The 20,054-nt window shown below is 71.9% G+C and carries 16 protein-coding genes; 6 read left to right on the top strand and 10 right to left on the bottom strand.

Annotated features, from left to right (window positions below; translation table 11 throughout):
• The first annotated feature begins 230 nt into the window (after nt 1–230).
• Entirely contained in the window at nt 231–2,798 is a 2,568-nt protein-coding gene (locus tag ACFQ7Q_RS12610) for an ATP-binding protein (RefSeq protein ID WP_383553181.1), read from the top strand.
• A gap of 73 nt (nt 2,799–2,871) precedes the next feature.
• Here the strand turns inward: ACFQ7Q_RS12610 and nucS are convergent, their stop codons facing one another.
• The gene (gene nucS, locus ACFQ7Q_RS12605; RefSeq protein ID WP_329115828.1) at nt 2,872–3,543 is read right to left on the bottom strand and encodes an endonuclease NucS; all 672 of its coding nucleotides are present in this window, start codon (nt 3,541–3,543) and stop codon (nt 2,872–2,874) included.
• Between the two features lie 229 nt (nt 3,544–3,772).
• Here nucS and ACFQ7Q_RS12600 point away from each other — a divergent pair, with 229 nt between their 5' ends.
• Entirely contained in the window at nt 3,773–4,165 is a 393-nt protein-coding gene (locus ACFQ7Q_RS12600) for an SCO5389 family protein (protein ID WP_017236120.1), read from the top strand.
• A gap of 89 nt (nt 4,166–4,254) precedes the next feature.
• On the opposite strand, the gene ACFQ7Q_RS12595 is transcribed toward ACFQ7Q_RS12600, so the two are convergent.
• A complete protein-coding gene (locus ACFQ7Q_RS12595) occupies nt 4,255–5,289 on the bottom strand; it encodes an LLM class flavin-dependent oxidoreductase (RefSeq protein ID WP_383553178.1) in 1,035 nt (344 codons plus the stop codon).
• Nucleotides 5,290–5,495: 206 nt separating this feature from the next.
• On the opposite strand from ACFQ7Q_RS12595, the gene ACFQ7Q_RS12590 reads away from it, so the two are divergent.
• Nucleotides 5,496–5,822 carry an ATP/GTP-binding protein gene (locus tag ACFQ7Q_RS12590; protein WP_383553175.1) on the top strand — a complete coding sequence of 109 codons (327 nt, stop codon included), beginning with the start codon at nt 5,496–5,498 and terminating at the stop codon, nt 5,820–5,822.
• 22 nt (nt 5,823–5,844) lie between these two features.
• On the opposite strand, the gene ACFQ7Q_RS12585 is transcribed toward ACFQ7Q_RS12590, so the two are convergent.
• From ACFQ7Q_RS12585 to ACFQ7Q_RS12575, 3 genes are all read right to left on the bottom strand, one after another.
• Nucleotides 5,845–6,663 (bottom strand): ABC transporter permease, encoded by an 819-nt coding sequence (locus ACFQ7Q_RS12585; protein WP_383553172.1) that lies wholly within the window; start codon nt 6,661–6,663, stop codon nt 5,845–5,847.
• On the bottom strand, nt 6,660–7,754 hold the full coding sequence (locus ACFQ7Q_RS12580; protein ID WP_383553169.1) for an ABC transporter ATP-binding protein: 1,095 nt from the start codon (nt 7,752–7,754) through the stop codon (nt 6,660–6,662). Before ACFQ7Q_RS12580 ends, ACFQ7Q_RS12585 begins: the two co-directional genes overlap by 4 nt.
• A 111-nt stretch (nt 7,755–7,865) precedes the next feature.
• Nucleotides 7,866–8,744 (bottom strand): hypothetical protein, encoded by an 879-nt coding sequence (locus ACFQ7Q_RS12575; protein WP_383553166.1) that lies wholly within the window; start codon nt 8,742–8,744, stop codon nt 7,866–7,868.
• 261 nt (nt 8,745–9,005) lie between these two features.
• Between ACFQ7Q_RS12575 and ACFQ7Q_RS12570 the strand changes: the two genes are divergently transcribed.
• Nucleotides 9,006–9,911, top strand: a complete 906-nt coding sequence (locus tag ACFQ7Q_RS12570; RefSeq protein ID WP_383553163.1) for a hypothetical protein — start codon at nt 9,006–9,008, stop codon at nt 9,909–9,911.
• A 12-nt stretch (nt 9,912–9,923) separates the two neighbouring features.
• On the opposite strand, the gene ACFQ7Q_RS12565 is transcribed toward ACFQ7Q_RS12570, so the two are convergent.
• The 5 genes from ACFQ7Q_RS12565 to mce all read right to left on the bottom strand — a co-directional run bounded on the left by ACFQ7Q_RS12565 (nt 9,924) and on the right by mce (nt 17,685).
• On the bottom strand, nt 9,924–10,703 hold the full coding sequence (locus ACFQ7Q_RS12565; protein WP_383553160.1) for an ABC transporter permease: 780 nt from the start codon (nt 10,701–10,703) through the stop codon (nt 9,924–9,926).
• Between the two features lie 3 nt (nt 10,704–10,706).
• Entirely contained in the window at nt 10,707–11,678 is a 972-nt protein-coding gene (locus ACFQ7Q_RS12560; RefSeq protein ID WP_383553157.1) for an ABC transporter ATP-binding protein, read from the bottom strand.
• 99 nt (nt 11,679–11,777) lie between these two features.
• The gene (locus ACFQ7Q_RS12555) at nt 11,778–12,716 is read right to left on the bottom strand and encodes a cellulose-binding protein (protein ID WP_383553154.1); all 939 of its coding nucleotides are present in this window, start codon (nt 12,714–12,716) and stop codon (nt 11,778–11,780) included.
• Between the two features lie 113 nt (nt 12,717–12,829).
• The gene (gene scy / locus ACFQ7Q_RS12550) at nt 12,830–17,071 is read right to left on the bottom strand and encodes a polarized growth protein Scy (protein WP_383553151.1); all 4,242 of its coding nucleotides are present in this window, start codon (nt 17,069–17,071) and stop codon (nt 12,830–12,832) included.
• A 173-nt stretch (nt 17,072–17,244) separates the two neighbouring features.
• The gene (gene mce, locus ACFQ7Q_RS12545) at nt 17,245–17,685 is read right to left on the bottom strand and encodes a methylmalonyl-CoA epimerase (protein ID WP_329115806.1); all 441 of its coding nucleotides are present in this window, start codon (nt 17,683–17,685) and stop codon (nt 17,245–17,247) included.
• Nucleotides 17,686–17,822: 137 nt separating this feature from the next.
• Between mce and ACFQ7Q_RS12540 the strand changes: the two genes are divergently transcribed.
• Both ACFQ7Q_RS12540 and meaB read left to right on the top strand, forming a co-directional pair.
• Nucleotides 17,823–19,025, top strand: coding sequence for an acetyl-CoA C-acetyltransferase (locus ACFQ7Q_RS12540; protein WP_376439422.1), 1,203 nt, complete (start codon nt 17,823–17,825; stop codon nt 19,023–19,025).
• 25 nt (nt 19,026–19,050) lie between these two features.
• On the top strand, nt 19,051–20,007 hold the full coding sequence (meaB, locus tag ACFQ7Q_RS12535; RefSeq protein WP_383553147.1) for a methylmalonyl Co-A mutase-associated GTPase MeaB: 957 nt from the start codon (nt 19,051–19,053) through the stop codon (nt 20,005–20,007).
• Nucleotides 20,008–20,054: the final 47 nt, after the last annotated feature.

The raw sequence follows: 20,054 nt of genomic DNA, 5'->3' as shown, positions 1-20,054 counted from the left end.
CGACTGTGAAGCTGCTGTGAGAAACCGGCGTCCCGGGCGAATCCTTAGCGGACCGTGACGTCTTGGGCGGGGTGGCACCCCGCCTGTTCCCGGATACTCGAAGAACGTCTAGGGTTCGGTCGCCTGCCCATTGACGGACCCACCCGGCGGGCACCGGACCAGAAGCGACAGCGAGCCTGCAGATCGGCCGGAGGGGCTTCCGCACGCACCGCTTTTGGGGGGCTTGAACCATGGACCCGTTGAACCGGGAGCCGGAAGAGTACGGCTACGACCACGAGGGCGACGAAGCCCGCGACACCCGCGGCGGCCTCCTGCCCGAGCGCGGCCCGTCCGCGCCCGCCCGGGTCCGCACCGCCCGGGTCGTCTCGGGTGAACTGCTGCTCACCGTCAACCCCGTCGACGGCAGCGAGATCGAGGCATGCCCGCCCGGCGAGCAGCCCGCACCGCCCCGCCGTCGCACCGCCCAGGAGCGCATCGAGGCCGCCCGCGCGGTCGCCCCGCCCGTACCGCCGGGCCCCGCCGCCCCGCGGCTGCCGATCCTGGAGAGACAGGAGGAGCACGAGCGGCTCGTCCAGCTCCTCGCCCGCGGCCGCTCCGTCCGCCTCACCGGGCCCGCGGGCTCCGGCCGCACCGTCCTGCTCGACGCCGTCGCCGCGGAGTGCGCCGACCTCGCGCCCGACGGAGTCGTCAGGCTCTCCGGCCACCACCGGACCCCCACCGAGCTGCTGTACGAGCTCTTCGCCACCGTCCAGCACGCCCCGGACCACCGGCCCGACCGCCCCGCCCTGCTCGAACTGGTCCACGACATCGGAGCGGTCGTCGTCGTCGACGACCTCGAGTTCGGCGGCACCACCCTCGACGAGCTGATCACCGCCGCCCCCGAGTGCGCGTTCCTGCTCGCGACCACCCCCGACATCCCGGCGCCCTCGCCCGACGCCCACATCGAAGAGGTCTCCCTCACCGGCCTCGGCCGGGCCACCGCCATCGAACTCCTGGAGAGCGCCGTCGACCGGCCGCTCACCGACGACGAGGCCAACTGGGCGGGCGACCTCTGGTTCGAGTCCGAGGGCCTGCCGCTGCGGTTCGTGCAGGCCGGCGCCCTGCTCCGGCAGCGCGACCAGCTCCGGGTCACCCCCGCGGAGTTCGACGCCTTCGGCGCCCAGGAGGACGCCCCCGCGGAGTTCGACGCCTTCGGCGCCCTGGACGACGCGTTCGGGCCGACCGAAACGGCCCCCGCGGACCCCACCGACATCGAGCTGCGCGACATACCCCTGCCCAGCCTCGGCGAGGGCGCGGCCCCCGCCGCCCTGCTCGCCTCCCGGCTCAGCCGCTCCGCCCAGGAGACCCTGCGGTTCGCCGTCGCCCTCGGCGGCGAGGTGCCGCACCAGGCCCACCTCCCCGCCCTCGTCGGGGACACGCATGCGGACGCCGCCCTCGGCGAGCTCATGACCTGTGGCCTGCTCACCCCGGTGGGTCCCCGCTACCGCCTCGCGGCCGGGGTCCTCACCCAGCTCCGCGCCCAGGGGTACGGCGGGACCGACGAGGAGACCGCCGCCCGGGTGCACACCGTCGCCCAGCACTACGCCTGGTGGGCCGGACACCCGTCCGTCACCCCCGCCCGCGCCGTCGCCGAGTCCGACGCGCTGCTCGCCGCCCTGACCACGCTCCGGCCCGGCACGAACCCCGAGCACCCCGCCACCGCCGCGCAGCTCGCCCGCAGCGCAGCGCCGGCCTTCGCCGCCGGACTCCACTGGGGCGCCTGGGAGCGTGCCCTGCGCAGCGGCCAGGAGGCCGCCCGGATCGCCGGTGAGGTCGCCGAAGAGGCGTACTTCCACCACGAGTTGGGCGTTCTCGCGCTCTGCTCCGGCAACCTCGACCGGGCCCGCGCCGAACTGGAGGCGTCCATCGGGATGCGCGGGGTCCTGGCCGACAAGCGCGGTACCGTCGCCGGCCGCCGTGCGCTCGCCCTGGTCGCCGACCGCGCCGGAGGTCCCCCCGGCGGCGACCGCACCCCGGCGGGCGAAGAACCGCCCGCCGCCCGGTACGAGGAGTCCGCCTCCCCGCCTCGCGGCATCCCGAAGCCCATCGTCCCCCTCCGGTCGGCCGCACCCAGGACCGCGCCGATCCCGGCGTTCCCGGACTTCGCCGACGAGGGCCCGACGCTGATCACCCGCTCCGACGCCACGCCCAGCGGCGATGGCGCGAAGGCCGGCGGCATGAAGCTCGGCCGCTTCGGCATCATCGCCGGGGCCCGCCGCAACCTCGTCGCGGTCGGTACGGGAGCGCTCCTGGCCGCCGTGCTCGGCACGGTCGTGACGATCGGGGCCACCTCCGGCAACGCCGAGGACCCCGGCTCCAACCGCGTCACCTCCGACCGGACGGCCAGCGAGGACGGCGCCGACGACGGCCTGGACGCGGACGAGCCCACGGACGACTCGACCGGCGACCCCGCGGACGCTCCGAGCTCCCCGGGCCCCTCGGGCTCGGCGACGACCCCGGGCGTCCCCGGCACCTCGGGCACCCCGTCGTCCCCGGACGGCTCGACGAGCCCGGCCAAGCCGTCGACGGGGGCGCCGTCGACGACGGCGACCGGTCCGCGTCCGACGATCAGCCCGACGACCAGGCCGACGCCGTCGACGACCCCGCCGACGACGCCTCCGACCACCCCGCCGACGACCCCGCCCACGACTCCGCCGACGACCGAGCCCACGCCGCCGTCCACGACCACGCAGAGCCAGGGCAGCCCGTCCAACTCGGCCTCGGGCGACACCACCGGCTCGACCGGTACCCCCGCCTGACCCACGACGACGACGGCCCCGGGTGCGTTCACCGCACCCGGGGCCGTTGCCGTACGTCCGGCACGCGTTCGTACTAGAAGAGCCTCAGCTTGTCGTCCTCGATGCCCCGCATCGCGTCGTAGTCGAGCACTACGCAGTCGATGCCCCGGTCCGTGGCCAGCACGCGCGCCTGGGGCTTGATCTCCTGGGCCGCGAATACGCCCTTCACCGGCGCGAGGTGCGGATCGCGGTTCAGCAGTTCGAGGTAGCGGGTCAGCTGCTCCACACCGTCGATCTCGCCGCGCCGCTTGATCTCCACCGCGACGGTCGCCCCGTCGGCGTCCCGGCACAGGATGTCCACCGGGCCGATCGCCGTCGGGTACTCGCGACGGATCAGCGTGTGTCCCTCGCCGAGGGTCTCGATGCGGTCGGCGAGCAGCTCCTGGAGGTGCGCTTCCACGCCGTCCTTGATGAGACCCGGGTCCACCCCGAGCTCGTGCGAGGAGTCGTGCAGGATCTCCTCCATCGTGATGATCAGTTTCTCGCCCGCTTTGTTCACCACGGTCCAGATGCCGGCCTCACCGTCGACACCCTCCTTCAGGGTGCACGGCGGGGACATCCAGTTGAGGGGTTTGTACGCCCGGTCGTCCGCGTGGATGGAGACGCTGCCGTCTGCCTTGACCAGGATCAGACGGGGGGCGGAGGGCAGGTGGGCGGTGAGCCGGCCCGCGTAGTCCACGGAACAACGGGCGATGACGAGACGCATGGTCGGCAACGCTACAAGACGCACGCTCTTCCGCGCGATTCGGCTCTTAACGCCCGCCCAACCTCCGTCGGTTATTGGCCGGTTGTGTTCCCAATCTCCTGGTGCGCTCCGAAGGACGCGCTTACCGTGGAAGCAGGAGGTCGCCGTCCGTGCACGCAGCGTGTCGTACGGGCGGTCCTTCATCCCTGCCCGTAAGACCCCGCCCGTCGGGGTCGCGAGAGGAGAACCCATGTCGCTCGACGTCTCACCGGCGCTGTTGGAACAGGCCGAGCGAGGCGAGGTCGACGAAGCCGACTTCGTCGACTGCGTCCGGACCTCCCTGCCCTACGCATGGGAGATGATCAGTTCTCTGGTGGCTCAGCTGAAGGTGGACGGTGGAGAGTTCGCCGACAACCAGACGCCGCCGCCGAACGAGCAGGCACGTGGTCAGCTGTTGCGTGCACTCGCGAGTGATGCGATCCGTGGTGCACTGCAGCGGCACTTCGGGGTGCGTCTGGCCTTCCAGAACTGCCACCGCGTTGCGGTGTTCCCGCTGGACCCCGCGGTGGACGAGCGGCTCGCCCGCTTCACCTCCGTACGAGGTCAGCTGCTCAACCAGTCGCCGGAACTTCGCGACTGCTGACACACGGTGCTGCCGCTCCGCATCGCGGGAGACGCGAACGCTGCGAGAGGTGCCGGAGCGGCGGCATCACACCCGAACCACCCATGAACTCAGACCAGCAGGGGGAGCACCTCTGCCCCCAGCCGCCGTACGTTCTCCTCGGTGGCCGCGAGATCGCCCGTGCCCTCGGCGAGCAGCGCGAAGCGTGTGATGCCCGTGCGCTCCGAGGTCGCCGCGAGCCGGTCCGCCGCGCGCCGGGGCGTGCCCACCGGATGCAGCCCGCACAGCAACTCCGTGTACGCGACGGGGTCCCGCATCGCGCGGTGCCGGCCGTCCACCGTCACATGGGCGTCGAGTCCCTGCTTCAGCCAGCCGGGCATCGCCTTCACCAGGGCCTCTGCCGCGTCCGCCCCGCGGTCGGCGAGCTGGGCGACGCCCGCCGAGACATGACCGGCGCCGATCCGCGCGATCTCGTCGGGATCGTGCCCGGCCTCCCGCGCGCACCGTGCCCAGGTGGCCACCATCTCGGCCTTGTCCTCGTCGCCGCAGTGCATCCCGAGCAGCATCGGCAGCCCGCGCTCGGCGGCAAGCCTGACGCTCCTGGGGGAGGTGCAGGCGACGACGACCTCGGGCGCCGCGTCCCCGCCGATGAGCTCGCCGGGGCGTGGCACGACGGCCACCTCGCGGAAGGCGAATCGTTCTCCCTCGGCCGAGACCCGTGGCTCGGACAGCCAGCGCAGCAACAGGTCGAGCGATTCCGGGAAGCCCTGCTCGTACGCCGGGAGACCGGCGCCGAACACCTCCAGATCGACCCACGGACCGCCCCTGCCCACCCCGAGCGTGAAGCGGCCCCCGGAGGTGAGGTGGAGCAGCGCGGCCTGCTCGCCCAGCGCCACCGGATGGACGGTCGGCAGCACACTGACCGCCGTACCGACCCGGAGGCGGCGCGTGCGGCCCAGCAGCAGCGCCGCCAGGGTCACGGCCGACGGACAGACTCCGTACGGAACGAAGTGGTGCTCGGCGAGCCAGACGGAGTCGAGCCCCGCCTCCTCCGCCACCTCGGCGGTCCGCACCGCCCTGTGCAGCGCCTCGCCCTGGCCCTGACCCGGGAACTGGGCGGCCAGAACAAACGTACCCACGCGCATCGCCTTCTGCCTCCTTGCGGCCGACGCGGTTCTCCCCCTCGTACTGGCAACAACGTCTGACACGTGCCAAAGGCAACGGCCTTGTATGAAGTTCTTGCGATTTTCCGCTGATTCGGCCTGGAGGGTGGGCCGGGCCACCGCGTCGCGGCCCGTAGGCTGGAGAGAACCGTCCGTGTTCCCCGCCCCCGGCCCCGTGAGGTGATTACGTGTCCCCGCGTCGCAACCGTCCCAGTGGCGGCGAGAAGCCCGATCCTCAGGGTGAGTCGGGCGACCGGTACGGGGGATCGCAGCGCAGCGAGACCTGGCAGGGCGAGGAGTGGTACGTCCGCCATGTCGCCGGCGCCAGCGCGCCCGGGAAGCGCTACCGCTGCCCCGGCTGCGACCAGGAGATCCCCGGCGGCGCGCCGCACGTGGTGGCCTGGCCGGAGTACGGGGGAGTGGACGACCGGCGGCACTGGCACAAGGCCTGCTGGAACGCGAAGGACCGCCGCACCTCCAGGGTGCAGCGGTCCCGTAACGCGCCGAGGTACTAGCCCCGGGAGTCCTGGCTCCGGGTCACACGTCCCGGCTGTTCAGCAGGGCGTACGCACCGCCCATCGTCGCGGCCGTGATGACCAGCAGGATCCACACCGGGTCCCAGCCCGCCGGCCCGGACTCGCTCATGGCCGCCTTGCCCGCGTACAGCGCGATGAGCTGGCTCGGGATCGCGTAGTCGAGCAGCCAGTCCTGCACCTTGGCCAGCGACTCCGAGAACATGAACATGGCGGCCACCAGCGGCAGCAGCAGTACGCCGATCATGATGGTGATCGCGCCGGCCGAGTGCCGGATGATCGCGCCGATCGAGAGCGCCAGCAGTCCGAGCTCGGCCATGAACAGACCGACGCCGATCGTGGCCCGCAGCCACTCCCCGGAGGTGGGCTCCAGGGCCTGGTCCACCATCGCCACCTGCGCCACGGCGACGATGCCCGCCGTGACCGTGGTGATCGTGAAGACGAGCGCGAAGAAGACGATCGCTTTCGCCGTCAGCACCCGGGCGCGGCTCGGGCAGGCGGTGAGCGTGGTGCGGATCATGCCCGTGCCGTACTCGGAGGCGATGGTCAGCACGCCCAGCGTGATCACGCAGATGGAGCCGAGGAGCACGCCGAAGAAGCCCAGGCCGAGCGCCGACTCGCTCTCGGCCGACACGTCCGACGACGCCACGATCGCGGCGACGCCGAGTCCGATTCCCAGCATCAGCAGCACCATCACGCCCAGCGTCCACACCGTGGAGCGCAGGGAGCGGATCTTGGTCCACTCCGATGCGATGGCGTCACCGAGGTGCGCCTTGCGTACGGGGATGGGGGAGACGTACGAGTAGGGGGCGGGGGCGGTCATCGGGCGTCCTCGTCGTTCTTGGCGGGCTCGCTCTGCGGGGTGGCGTAGGGGTTCTGTCCGGGCGGCGGCGGGGCGTACCAGCCCTGCTGCGGCACGTCCGGGACCACCGGCTGCGGCGGCACGGCGTACCCCTGTCCGTGCGGCTGCGGCTGCTGGAGATGGGCCAGCTGGTCCTCGGTGGAGCGGTAGTCCACGGCGCCCTGCGTCATCCGCATGTACGCCTCCTCCAGCGAGGCCTGGTGCGGGGACAGCTCCCAGAGCCGCACATCCGCGTCATGGGCCAGATCGCTGATCCGGGGCAGCGGCAGACCGGTCACGCGCAGCGCGCCGTCCGGCTCGGACATCACCCGGCCGCCGGCCTCGGTCAGCGCGGCCGTCAGCTTCTCCCGCTGCTGCGGCTCCGTCTGCGGGGTCCGCACGCGGGCGAAGTCCGCTGAGTTCGCCGAGATGAAGTCCTTGACGCTCATGTCGGCCATCAGCTGGCCGCGGCCGATCACGATCAGATGGTCGGCGGTCAGCGCCATCTCGCTCATGAGGTGGCTGGAGACGAAGACGGTCCGACCCTCGGAAGCGAGCTTCTTCATCAGGTTGCGGACCCAGAGGATGCCCTCGGGGTCGAGACCGTTGACCGGCTCGTCGAAGAGCAGCACCTGCGGGTCGCCGAGCAGTGCGGCGGCGATGCCGAGCCGCTGCCCCATGCCCAGCGAGAAGCCCTTGGAGCGGCGCTTGGCGACGTCCTGGAGGCCGACGACCCCGAGGACCTCGTCGACCCGCTGCGCAGGGATGCCGGCGAGCTGGGCGAGCGACAGCAGGTGGCTGCGCGCGCTGCGTCCGCCGTGCACCGCCTTGGCGTCGAGCAGCGCACCGACCTGGCGGGGCGCGTTCGGCAGCTGCCGGAACGGATGACCGCCGATCGTGACGTGCCCGGACGTGGGCTCGTCGAGTCCGAGGATCATGCGCATGGTCGTGGACTTGCCGGAGCCGTTGGGTCCCAGGAAGCCGGTGACGGTCCCCGGCCGCACGTGGAAGGAAAGGTTGTACACGGCCGTCTTGGCGCCGTAGCGCTTCGTCAGGCCGACTGCCTCGATCATTCTCCAGCCCCATCGACAGGTCAGGTCGTCGTCGGGGCCGTGGCCGACAGGCGGAGCCCCCCGTATGAGCTAGGAGCTTATCGAGCCATTGACGGTTCCGGCGAAGTCCTATCAGCCGTTACGGGTTCTGTTCGGCAGGGAGCCCGCGAGCGGCGGCAGGTCGTCGTACGGCAGCAGTTCGGCGGACTCGTCGAGATAGGGGAGGAAGTCGGTCTGCGGAAGGACCCACCCCTCCTCGCCGAAGATCTTCGTGCCGCGCGCCCGCGTACCCGGGTCCCCGCCGGCGCGGTCGACCCAGGAGGCGGCGTCCGACCCCAGCAGCTCCCGGAGCCGCGCCGAACCGGTGAGCAGGCCGTCGAGGATGGTCGCCTGGTCGCCACCGCCCGGCAGCGGCCGTGTCCCGTCGGGGGCCAGCACGCCGTGCGCGCTGAAGTAGATGTACGCCCCGCTCAGGCGCTCGTCGGAGGGCATCGTCATGTCGAAGACCTCGCCCGGCAGGATCGCGCGCCGGTAGTCCGGGAACTCGGTGTCGTCGACCGCCTTGAGCTGGCGCGCGTCGAGCCAGGTGACGACCAGGGTGGCGTCGGCCGTGTGATCGACGAACGGGGTGCCCGCCACGTACCCCGCGGGACTGATGTGGCCGGAGCAGCCGACTCCGATCCCGCCGACCCGCACCGGGATCATGGGGACGAACACCGGCAGGTTCAGCCGGCGCAGCTTGTGGCGCACCTGGCCGGGGGAGGCGTTCGAGCCGACCGCGATCACCGGATGGCGGCGTCCGACGGGTTCCTGCCCGTGCAGCGTCAGGATCTCGTCGAGCCGTCCGCCCCGATCGACCGTCCAGTCGCCCAGGCGCGTCGCCCGGACGTCCAGCGGCAGCAGCTCGTCGTCGAGGAGGAGCGAGGGTTCCGTCACGGGGCGTCCGGGATAGATCAGGGGACGCTCGACGGCCACGTCGTCCAGGCCGAGGGCTGCCAGGCTGCGATCCATCACATGGGCCCTTCGAGGTCGTGCAGGTGGGGCGGTGCACCGGCCGTGCCGGAACTGCTCCCGGAGAGCGTACGGGACGTGGGTCGTCGCGTATACCGGACACGCGTCCGGTCGGGCAGAATGTGCGTACTGCGTCAATTCACTTGGGGGGAAGTGGAGTTGATGGTGACAGGGAGTTGGCTGAGGCGGGGGCGTCGTCCCCACCCGAGACGTCGTACGTCCGTTCGATGGTGGATCGCCGGGCGTTCGGTCCACGTCCTGATGGCCATGACGCTCGGCGCGCTGATGGCGCTCGCCGTCGTCATCGCCGCCGTCTGGACCCTCACGGAGTCCTCGCCGACGTCGCTGGCCGACCGGTTCGGTGACGTCGAGGGGCTGGTGAGCACGGCGCTCGAAGCGCTGCGGGCCTGCGTCGGCACGGACAACCTCAGCCCGCAGGACCACAACCTGGCCCATCAGCTGCTGGCCTCGGTCGCCTCCGTGACCGGCGCGTTGGCGCCCGCCGTCGTGCTCGGCATCGTGCTGATCAAGCTCTTCGCGCTGCGGCCGTTCATCTGGCGGAAGCGAGCCAGCATCTCCCACGCCTGGGCGGCCGACTTCCCCGGGTACGCGCGCGCCCACGCCGCCAGCGAGGACGGCATCATCGCGGTGCGCTTCTACAACTACCTCGACAACCTCTCGGTGGTCGACCTGCGCGCCCGGGTGCACCTTCGCTACCTGGAGAGGTCACCCCACGACGGCAGCCTCGTCATCTACAAGAAGTGGCTCAAGGTCCTCGACGAGAAGGGCGAGCCGGCCGACGAGCGTGCCTGGCTGGCGGTGGAGCGCGGGGCGCCCTTCACCGTGTGGATCCCGCTGGACGCACCCGCGGACTCGCTCCCCTTCCGCGAGATCCAGGGCAAGGACCTCTCGGACTCGGTGGGTGCGAAGCTGCTGGTCCGGCTGACCGCGCGCACCGTCGGCCTCGGCACCGAGGTCGTCGACGAGCGGTGGTTCGACCTGGACGGTGACGACTTCGAGCGCGGCCGCTTCGTGCCGCTCCACCCGGACACGGCCGTCGACGTGTGGGACTGGCGGGGCTGGCCGGAGTTCGACGAGGTCCTCCCCGACGAGGGCCGGCCGCCGCAGGTGCTCCCGGCGCCCAGGGACCCCACCGCGACGGGCTGAGGGGCTACGGGATCACGCGTCCCGCTTCTTCAGGACCAGGTACCCGCCGAGCAGCGCGACCGCCACCCAGATCAGCATGATGCCCAGCCCTCCCCAGGGGCCGTACGGAGCCTCCTCCGTGTTCATGGCGTCCGGGACGACCTGCATGATCTTGGAGCCGGCCTGGTCGGGGAAGTAGAGCGCCACCTCCTTGGCCTTCGGTACGGCCGAGAGGATCTGCGAGACCAGGAAGAAGAACGGGACCAGGATGCCGAGCGAGAGCATCGACGAGCGCAGCATGGTCGCCACACCCATCGAGAAGAGCGCGATCAGGCCCATGTAGAGCCCGCCGCCCACGACCGCCCGCAGCACGTTGTCCGCTCCCAGGGAGGTGCGGTGCTCGCCGAGCAGCGCCTGGCCCAGGAAGAAGGAGAGGAAGCTGGTCGCCAGGCCCACCACCAGGGCGAGCGCCCCGGCCACCGCGATCTTGCTGAAGATGAAGGTCGCCCGCTGCGGGACCGCCGCCAGGGATGTGCGGATCATGCCCGAGCTGTACTCGGTGCCGACCACGAGGACGCCGAAGACCACCATCGCCAGCTGTCCGAGCACCATCCCGGAGAAGCTGATGAAGGTGGGGTCGAACGTCGCCTGCTCGGCCTCGGAGAGATCCGAGAAGGTCGACTTCAGCAGGGCGCAGAGCGCCGCGCTCATCGCCACCGTCACCAGGAGCGCGCTCGCCAGGGTCCAGACCGTCGAGGAGACCGTCCGGATCTTGGTCCACTCCGACTGGAGGACCGCGGATACCGCTGCCATCGTTCAGGCTCCCTTGGTGTTCTCGCCCCAGCGGGGACCGGCGGCGGGCGCGTCCGCGCCGTGTACGTTCGTGCCGTGCGCGTGGTACTCCACGGCGCCGGCCGTCATCTGCATGAACGCCTCCTCCAGGGAGGCACGCTGGGAGCTCAGCTCGTGCAGCACGAGCCGGTTCTCGGCGGCCAGTTCACCGAGCTTCTCGGTGGTGGCCCCGTCCACCTCCAGCGTCCCGTTGCCCGCCTCTACGGGGGTGAAGCCGTTGGCGTGCAGGAGGTCCCGCAGCCGCTCCTGCTGCGGCGACCGCAGCCGTACATAGCTGCGCGAATTCTGATGGATGAAATCCGCCATCGAGGTGTCGGCCAGCAGTTTTCCCTGGCCGATCACGATCAGATGATCGGCCGTCAGGGCCATTTCACTCATCAGATGGCTGGAAACGAAGATCGTCCGGCCCTCGGCCGCGAGCGCCTTCATCAGATTGCGGATCCAGTGAATTCCCTCGGGGTCCAGACCATTGACGGGTTCGTCGAACATCAGGATCTCGGGATCGCCGAGCAGCGCCGACGCGATTCCCAGCCGCTGGCCCATGCCGAGGGAGAAGCCCTTCGACTTCTTCCGCGCGACCGGCGTCAGACCGACCAGATCGAGCACCTCGCCGACCCGGCTCGCCGGGATGCGGTTCGACTGCGCGAGACAGAGCAGATTGTTGTACGCGGACCGGCCGCCGTGCATCGCCTTGGCGTCGAGGAGCGCCCCGATGTACTTCAACGGTTCCTGGAGCTCGCGGTAGTGCTTGCCGTCGATCCGGACCGTGCCGCTGGTCGGGTTGTCCAGATCGAGCATCATGCGCATGGTCGTCGACTTGCCCGCGCCGTTGGGGCCCAGGAAGCCGGTCACCACACCAGGCCGCACCTGGAAGGAGAGATGGTCGACCGCCGTCTTCGTTCCGAACCGTTTCGTCAGGCCCTCGAGCTCGATCATGCGACCACGCTACGGGTGCGCAAAACCCTCCGCCACTGGAATGGCGGAGGGTTTTGTGGGTGTTCGCGTTCCGGTTACCGGGACCGCTTACACGGAGCCCTACCGGGTCTGCTGCGCCGGGACGCCGCGGGTGGCCGGCTCGTCGTCGATCGGGGAGCCGGCGGCCGCCACGGCGGCACCGGTCAGCGTCGCCAGCATCTCGCGGACGTTGGTCAGCTGGGCGTTGATCGAGTCGCGGCGGTTCGTCAGCGCAGCGAGCTCGCGCTCCGATTCCGAGCGGATCCGGTCGGCCTTGGCGTTCGCGTCGGCCACGATGTCCTCGGCCTGGCGCTGCGCGGTCTCCACCGTCTGACGGGCCCGGCGCTCCGCGTCGGTGCGCAGCTTCTCGGCCTCCAGGCGGAGCTGCTCGGCGCGGTGCTCGATCTCGGCGAGACGCTTCTCGGCCTTGGCCTGACGCGAGGCCAGGTCGCGCTCCGACTGCTCGCGGCGCTTGGCCAGGTTGGTCTCGAAGTCCGCGGCGGCCTGGGCGGCCTTGGCGCGGGTCTCCTCGAAGAGCGCGTCCGCCTCCTCGCGCTTGGACTGCGCGTCCTTCTGCGCCTCGGCACGCAGCGAGTTGGCCTCACCCTGCGCCTTCTCGACGATCCGAACGCCCTCGTCCTCGGCCTTCGCCTTGCGCTCGGCCGAGAACGACTCGGCGTCGTTGCGCACCTGCTGGGCGGCCGACTCGGCCAGCTCGCGGTGCTGCTCGGCGGCGCGACGGGCCTCCTCACGCAGGTCCTTCGCCTCCTCCTCGGCGAGGCGGAGGATCTTCTCGACGCGGGCACCGAGGCCGGCGTACGACGGCTCCGCGTCGGTGACCTGGGCCTGGGCGTTCTGCGTCTCGAGGTGGAGCTCCTCGATGCGCTTTTCCAGAGAGGTGATTCGGGCCAGAGCACTGTCACGGTCGGCGACGAGCTTGGTAATGCGGTCGTCCACCTGACCGCGGTCGTAACCACGCCGCACGAGCTCGAAGCCGAAGGGGGAGGAAGTGTCGCTCATGGGGTTCCTGTCAATGAGACCGGTGAGGTGTTAGGGGGAATCCTAGGCGCCGAAGCGGCGTGTCATCGAGCGGATGCCCGTTTGATATGGAGAATGTCCAGCCTTTTGAGTGGCTAGCCGTCAGAGGACTTGCCACTCGAACGTGTCGCCCCCGCCGACGCACCTGCCTTGACGTCGTCCTTCGCACCGGCTGACTTCGCTCCGTTGGCCGGTGTCTCGAAAGACTCCAACGCTTCGAGGACGTCCTGGACACGGGAGATCTCGGCATTGATGTCCTCGCGACGGCGTACGAGCACATCAAGATCCCGCTTGCCCTCGGAGATCATCTGCTCGGCCTCGGTCTCGGCCTCCGCCTTGATCCGCTCCGCCTCTCCGACCAGCGAGGCCTTCTTCTGCTCGGCCTCCTTGAGCAGCGCCTCCGCCTTCCGTACGGCCGCGATCCGGACCTTGCTCGCCTCCGAACTCGCCTCGGAGAGCATCTCCTTGGACTTGTCCTCGGCCTCGGTCCGCTGCTCCTCCGCAGCCTTCACCAGCTTGTCGACGCGCTCCCCCGCCGTCTTCATCTGCTCGGCCGTCTCGCGCCGCGCCCGCTCGTGCAGTTCCTCGATCTCGCCCTCGATGCGGCCGCGCAGCTCCTCGGCCCGCTCCCTTATGGCCGTCGCGTCGGTGCGCGCGCCCACCAGAAGCTCGTCCGCGTCCGTGCGCGCCTTCTCCACCAGCGAGTTGCCCTCGACCGTCGCCTCGGCCACGATCCGCTCGGCCTCCTGACGGGCCGCGCCGACCATCGTGTCCGCCTGCGACTCCGCCTCGGTGGTGGCGCGCAGCGCCTCCTCCTGAGCCTTCGCCATCAGCTGGTCGGCCTGCTCGGCCGCGTCCGAGCGGCGCTTGGCACCGGCCTCGCGCGCCTCGTCGAGCGTACGGTCGGCCTCGGCCCGCGCCTCGGAGCGCATCTGCTCCGCCGCCGCCTCGGCCTCGGCACCCAGCCGCTCGCCCTCGGCGCGAATCCGCTCGGCCTCGCCCGCGGCCTCCGCGATGAGGGAGTCCGCCTGCTCGGCCGCGTCCGCGCGCCGCTTGTCGGCGGCGTTGCGGGCCTCGTCGAGGACCTGCTCGCCGTCCGCCCGCGCGGCGGCCCGCAACGCCTCGGCCTGCGCCTCGCCGTCCTCCTTGACCTGCTCGGCCTCGGTCCGCAGCCGCAGCGCGTCCTGCTCGGTCGACTCCAGGAGCTCGGCGGCCTCGGTGGTGAGCCGCTCGGCCTCGTTCGTGGCCTCCGCGATGAGCGCGTCGGCCTGCTCGGCGGCGTCCGTGCGCCGCTTGTCGGCGGCCTTGCGGGCCTCGTCGAGGACCTGCTCGCCGTCGGCGAGCGCGGCGACCCGCAGCGCCTGCGCGTGCGCCTCGCCGTCCGTCTTGAGCTGCTCCGCCTCGGCGCGCAGCTCGGCGGCCTCGGTGGTGAGCCGCTCGGCCTCGTTCGTGGCCTCCGTGACGAGCGTGTCCGCCTGCTCGGCGGCGTCCGTACGCCGCTTGTCGGCGGCCTTGCGGGCCTCGTCGAGGATCTGCTCGCCCTCGGTGCGGGCGACCGTGACCAGCTCCTCGGCCTCGGCCGTCAGCCGGTCGGCCTCCGTCGCCGCCTCGGAGCGGATGCGGTTGGCGTCCTCGCGGGCGTCCGCCCGGGTGCGGGCCGCGTCCTGCTCGGCGGCGCCCAGCGCGTCCGAAGCCTCGGTCCGTACCCGCTGCGCGTACTCCGCGGTGTCCGCGCGCAGCTTCTCCGACTCGGAGATCGCGTCCGCGACCGTCCGCTCGGCCAGCGACGTCGCGGCCTCGGACTCCTCCTGGGCGCGCGCACGGACGCGGTTGGCGTCCTCGGTGGCCCGCTCCCGCTCCTCGTACGCGTCGGCGCGGACGCGGTCCGCCTCCTCCTGCGCCTCGGTCCTGGTGCGCTCCGCCACGTGCTCGGCGGCGCTGCGCAGACCGGTGATCTCCTCCTCGGCCTGCTCGCGCAGACCCGCGACCGAGTCGCGTACCTCCTGCGCGGCTCGCGAGGCCGTGGACACCATCTCCGTGGCCCGCCGGTCCGCCTCCTCGACCAGGCGGTGTGCCTCGGTCTGGGCCTCCTCCACCCGCTTGCGGGCGGAGGCGAGGAGCTCCTCGGACTGCTCGCGGGCGTGCTCGCGCTCGCGGCCGGCCTCGGAACGGGCCGAGTCCAGCGTCTCCTCGGCCTCCCGGCGGCGCCGGTTGGCCTCCTCCTGCGCGGCGGCCAGCGCCTCGGCGGCCTCGGTGGCGACCCGCTCGGCGGCGGCCGCGGCCTCGGCCCGTACCCGGTCCGCGGTCTCCTGAGCCTCCGACTTCAGCCGCTCGGCCTCCGTCGCCGCCTCCGTCCGCAGTCGTACGGCCGCGGCCTCGGCCTCGGCGCGCGACGTGGACGCGTCCGACGCGGCCTCCGTGCGCAGCCGCTCGGCTTCCTGCTCGGCCTGTGCCTGGAGCGTACGGATGCGCTCCGCGGCCTCCGTGCGGAGCCGCTCGGTCTCCTCCGCGGCCTCGCGCCGGAGCCGCTCGCTCTCGGCGCGGGCGTCGGTCAGCGCCTGCTCGGCGGTCTCGACCCGCGTCGCGGCCTCGGTGTGCAGCCGGGTGAGCTCGTCGGCCGCCTCCGCGTGCCGGGCCTCGGCGGCCCGCTCGGCGTCCTCGCGCACCGTGGCCGCGTCCCGCTCGGCGGCCTCCTTGACCGACTCGGCCTGCTCCTCGGCCTCCGCGCGCATCCGCTCGGCCTCGGCGCGGGTGCGATCCAGCGTCTCCTCGGCCTGGGTGCGCAGCGTCTGCGCGCGCTCCATCGCCTCGGAGCGGACCCGCTCGCCCTCGGCGCCCGCGCTCGCGCGCAGCTCGTCGGCGTCGGTACGCGCCTTGGTCAGCAGCTCCTCGGCGGTCCTGGCCGCCTCCTCGATCTGCTGGACGGCCTCGCGCCGGGCCTCGCCGCGGATCTTCTCGCCCTCGGCGATCGCCTCGGCCCGCAGCTGCTCGGCCTCGCCGCGCAGCCGGCGCGCCTCCTCCTGCAGCTCGACCGTCTTGGCGCGGTACTCCTTGGTGTCGTCCTTCGCCGAGCCGAGCACCTCGTCGGCCTGCTCCTCGGCCTGGTTGCGCAGCCGGTCGGCCTCCGCGTCGGCCTCGCGCCGGATGCGGTCGGCCTCCTCGGAGGCCTTGCGGGTGGTCGCCTGGGCGTCCTCGGACGCCTTGGTGAGGACCTCCTCGGCGGTCCTGGCCGCCTTGGCCAGCGCGGCGGCGGAGTCCTCGGCCGCGACCGTGCGCGCCTTGTCGGACGCCTCGGAGACCAGCTTCTCCGCCTCGGCGGTCGCCTCGCGGAGCTTCTCCTCGGCCTCCGTCTTGAGGGTCTCGGCCTCCTTGGTCGCCTCGCCGACCAGGCGCGCGATCTCCGCCTTCGCGGTACGGGTGCGCTGCTCGTTGACGGACTCCGCGGACGACAGCTGCTTGGCGGCCGCCTCCTTGGCCTCGGAGAGCGCCTTCTCGGCCTCCGCACGGGCCTCGCGCAGCCGGTCCTCGGCCTCCTGCAGCCGCTGCTCGGCGGCGCGCGACAGCTCGGTGGCCTGCTGACGGGCCTGCTCGGTCTCGACGGTGGTGGAGGAGCGCAGCTGCTCGGCGTGACTGGTGGCCTCCTGCGCCTGCGTGGACGCGGCGTTCAGGAGCCGCTCGGCGTCCTTGCGGGCGCGCAGCAGAATCGCTTCGGCCTCGGCACGGGCGGCCTCCGCCTCCGAGCCGACCCGCTGCCGGGTCTCCTCGGCGAGCCGGGTGGCCTCGGCGCGCGCCCCGGCCAGCGACTGCTCGGCGTCGGCGCGGGACTCCTCCATCAGGCGGCGGGCCTGGGACTCCGTGCGGGCGCGCAGCTGCTCGGCCCAGGCGACGTTCTCGTTGACGTGCGCCTCGACGGTCTGGCGGCGCTCCGACAGCTCCTGGTCCAGGCGCTGCCGGCGCTGGACGGCCTCCGCATGCAGCTCGGCCTGGAGCCGCGCCTGGTGCTCGGCGTGCTCCTGCAGGATGCGCTGGGTCTGGGCGCGGGCCTCGCGCAGCTCGCGCTCGGCGTCCTGGCGCAGCTGGTCGGCCTGGATCTGCGCGTTCCGCAGGAGCTGCTCGGCCTGGTAGCCGATGTCCGCGCTGTCGAACGCGGGGCGGGATGCGATGGTCCGGCGCGCCTCGTGGAGCTTGGCACGCAAGACCTCGACCTGGTAACCGAGGTCCTCGGCGTGCTGGACGGCCTTCTCCCGCTCGGTCTTCAGCCGGTCCATCTCGGCTTCGAACCGCGAAAGATGGTCGTCTTCAGCTCGGTGGCTCTCCTGGTGTTCGTAGCCCCGCACTGCGCGGTCCCATCCGTCCCCTGGTCGCAACACTCCAACGAGCACCGTTCCCCGAAGAACGGCCCCCCGGAATCGTGGCAGATCGGATACCCCGACTTCGACGCCGCATGACATGCGGCACCGACCGGCCCCGGCCCGGAGCCGCCCACTCTACCGGGCCAGGAATCCGGAGGTCAGTGCTCCGTTGAGGAGGGGTCCGCCGAGGTGACCAGTTCGGTCAGTACGCCGTGGCAGTCCTTGGGGTGCAGGAAGGTGATACGGGACCCCATGGAGCCGATCCTCGGCTCGTCGTAGAGGACCCGGACGCCCTTGGAGCGGATGTCCGCGGCGTCCCCGTCGACATCGGCGGTGCCGAAGGCGATGTGGTGCACTCCCTCGCCGTTCTTGGCCAGCCACTTGCCCACCGCGGAGTCCTCGCGGGTGGGCTCGAGGAGCTGGAGGTACGAGGCGCCGCCGTCGGAGGTGTCGTTGATCTTGAGCATGGCTTCGCGGACGCCCTGCTCCTCGTTCACCTCGGAGTGGAACACCTCGAAACCGTAGGTCGCACGGTAGAACTCGACGGTCTTGTCGAGGTCGAAACAGGCGATCCCGATGTGGTCGATTCGCGTCAGCATTCCCCCAGTGCAGCGCGCACCTGGTGGTTACGCAACGTGCGCGCCGTCACACCGGCCGGGCGGTGACCAGCCGCGGCACGGCTCAGTACATTGGCGGTAAACCCTCGTTCACTCCTCATCTCAAGGGGCTGTGCCTCATGTCTGGAACGACCGGTACCACCTCAGTGATCGTCTCGGGCGCCCGCACGCCCATGGGACGGCTGCTCGGTTCCCTCAAGTCCTTCTCCGGCGCGGAGCTGGGCGGCTTCGCCATCAAGGCCGCGCTCGACCGGGCCGGCATCGGCGGCGACCAGGTGCAGTACGTGATCATGGGCCAGGTGCTCCAGGCGGGCGCCGGCCAGATCCCCGCCCGCCAGGCCGCCGTCAAGGCCGGCATCCCGATGAACGTCCCGGCCCTCACCATCAACAAGGTGTGTCTGTCCGGCCTCGACGCCATCGCGCTCGCCGACCAGCTCATCCGCGCGGGTGAGTTCGATGTGGTCGTCGCCGGCGGCCAGGAGTCGATGACCAACGCCCCGCACCTGCTGCCGAAGTCCCGCGAGGGCTTCAAGTACGGCGCCATCGAGATGCTCGACGCCATGGCGTACGACGGCCTGACCGACGCCTTCGAGAACATCGCCATGGGCGAGTCCACCGAGAAGCACAACACCCGCCTCGGCATCGCCCGCCCCGAGCAGGACGAGATCGCCGCGCTGTCGCACCAGCGCGCCGCCGCCGCGCAGAAGAACGGCATCTTCGAGGCCGAGATCACCCCGGTCGAGATCCCGCAGCGCAAGGGCGAGCCGGTCGTCTTCTCCAAGGACGAGGGCATCCGCGGCGAGACCACCGTCGAGTCGCTCGGCAAGCTCCGCCCGGCCTTCGCCAAGGACGGCACCATCACCGCCGGCACCTCCTCGCAGATCTCGGACGGCGCGGCCGCCGTGGTCGTGATGAGCAAGGCCAAGGCGGAGGAGCTCGGCCTGGAGTGGATCGCCGAGATCGGCGCCCACGGCAACGTGGCCGGCCCGGACAACTCGCTCCAGTCGCAGCCGTCCAACGCGATCCAGCACGCCCTGAAGAAGGAGGGCCTGGGCGTCGAGGACCTCGACCTCATCGAGATCAACGAGGCGTTCGCGGCCGTCGCCGTCCAGTCAATGAAGGACCTGGGCGTGACCCCGGAAAAGGTGAACGTCAACGGTGGCGCGATCGCCCTGGGCCACCCGATCGGCATGTCCGGCGCCCGTGTGGTGCTGCACCTGGCCCTGGAGCTCAAGCGGCGCGGCGGCGGCGTCGGCGCGGCGGCGCTGTGCGGCGGCGGTGGCCAGGGTGACGCTCTGATCGTTCGCGTACCCGGCAAGTAGTCCCGGAAGCAAGGAGCGGTTGAACATGGTGGACGTCCCCGAACTGGTCGCCCAGGCACGGGAGGGCCGGCCGCGCGCCGTGGCCCGGCTGATCTCGCTCGTGGAGGGGGCGTCCCCGCAGCTGCGTGAGGTGATGGCGGCGCTGGCGCCGCTCACCGGCGGCGCGTACGTGGTGGGCCTGACGGGCTCGCCCGGCGTGGGCAAGTCCACGTCGACGTCCGCGCTGGTGGCGGCGTACCGGCGGGCCGGCAAGCGGGTCGGCGTCCTGGCCGTCGACCCCTCGTCCCCCTTCAGCGGGGGAGCGCTGCTCGGCGACCGGGTCCGGATGTCGGAGCACGCCTCCGACCCGGGCGTGTACATCCGCTCGATGGCGACCCGCGGCCACCTGGGCGGGCTCGCCTGGTCGGCGCCGCAGGCGATCCGCGTCCTGGACGCGGCGGGTTGCGACGTGATCCTCGTGGAGACGGTGGGCGTCGGGCAGTCGGAGGTGGAGATCGCCTCCCAGGCCGACACCTCGGTGGTGCTCCTCGCCCCGGGCATGGGCGACGGGATCCAGGCCGCGAAGGCGGGCATCCTGGAGATCGGCGACGTGTACGTGGTGAACAAGGCGGACCGGGACGGCGCGGACGCGACGGCCCGGGAGCTGAATCACATGCTGGGTCTGGGCGAGGCGCGCGGGCCGGGGGACTGGCGGCCGCCGATCGTGAAGACGGTCGCGGCGCGCGGCGAGGGCATCGACGAGGTCGTCGAGGCGCTGGAGAAGCACCGCGCGTGGATGGAGGAGCACGGGGTCCTGGCGGAGCGCCGCCGCTCGCGCTCGGCGCGCGAGGTCGAGACGATCGCGGTCACGGCGCTGCGCGAGCGCATCGGCGATCTGCACGGCGACCGCCGTCTGGACGCGCTGGCGGAGCGGATCGTGGCGGGCGAGCTGGACCCGTACCGCGCCGCGGACGAACTGGTGGCGGGCCTGACCGAGGCCTGACGGCCCTGGGGCCGAGAAGACGACCGCGCCGCCGGCCGGGCATCAGC

The sequence above is a fragment of the Streptomyces sp. NPDC056527 genome, assembly GCF_042794475.1.
Taxonomy (GTDB): Bacteria; Actinomycetota; Actinomycetes; order Streptomycetales; family Streptomycetaceae; genus Streptomyces.
Note: the sequence above shows the minus strand (reverse complement) of the source record. Positions and strands in the feature narration are given on the sequence as shown.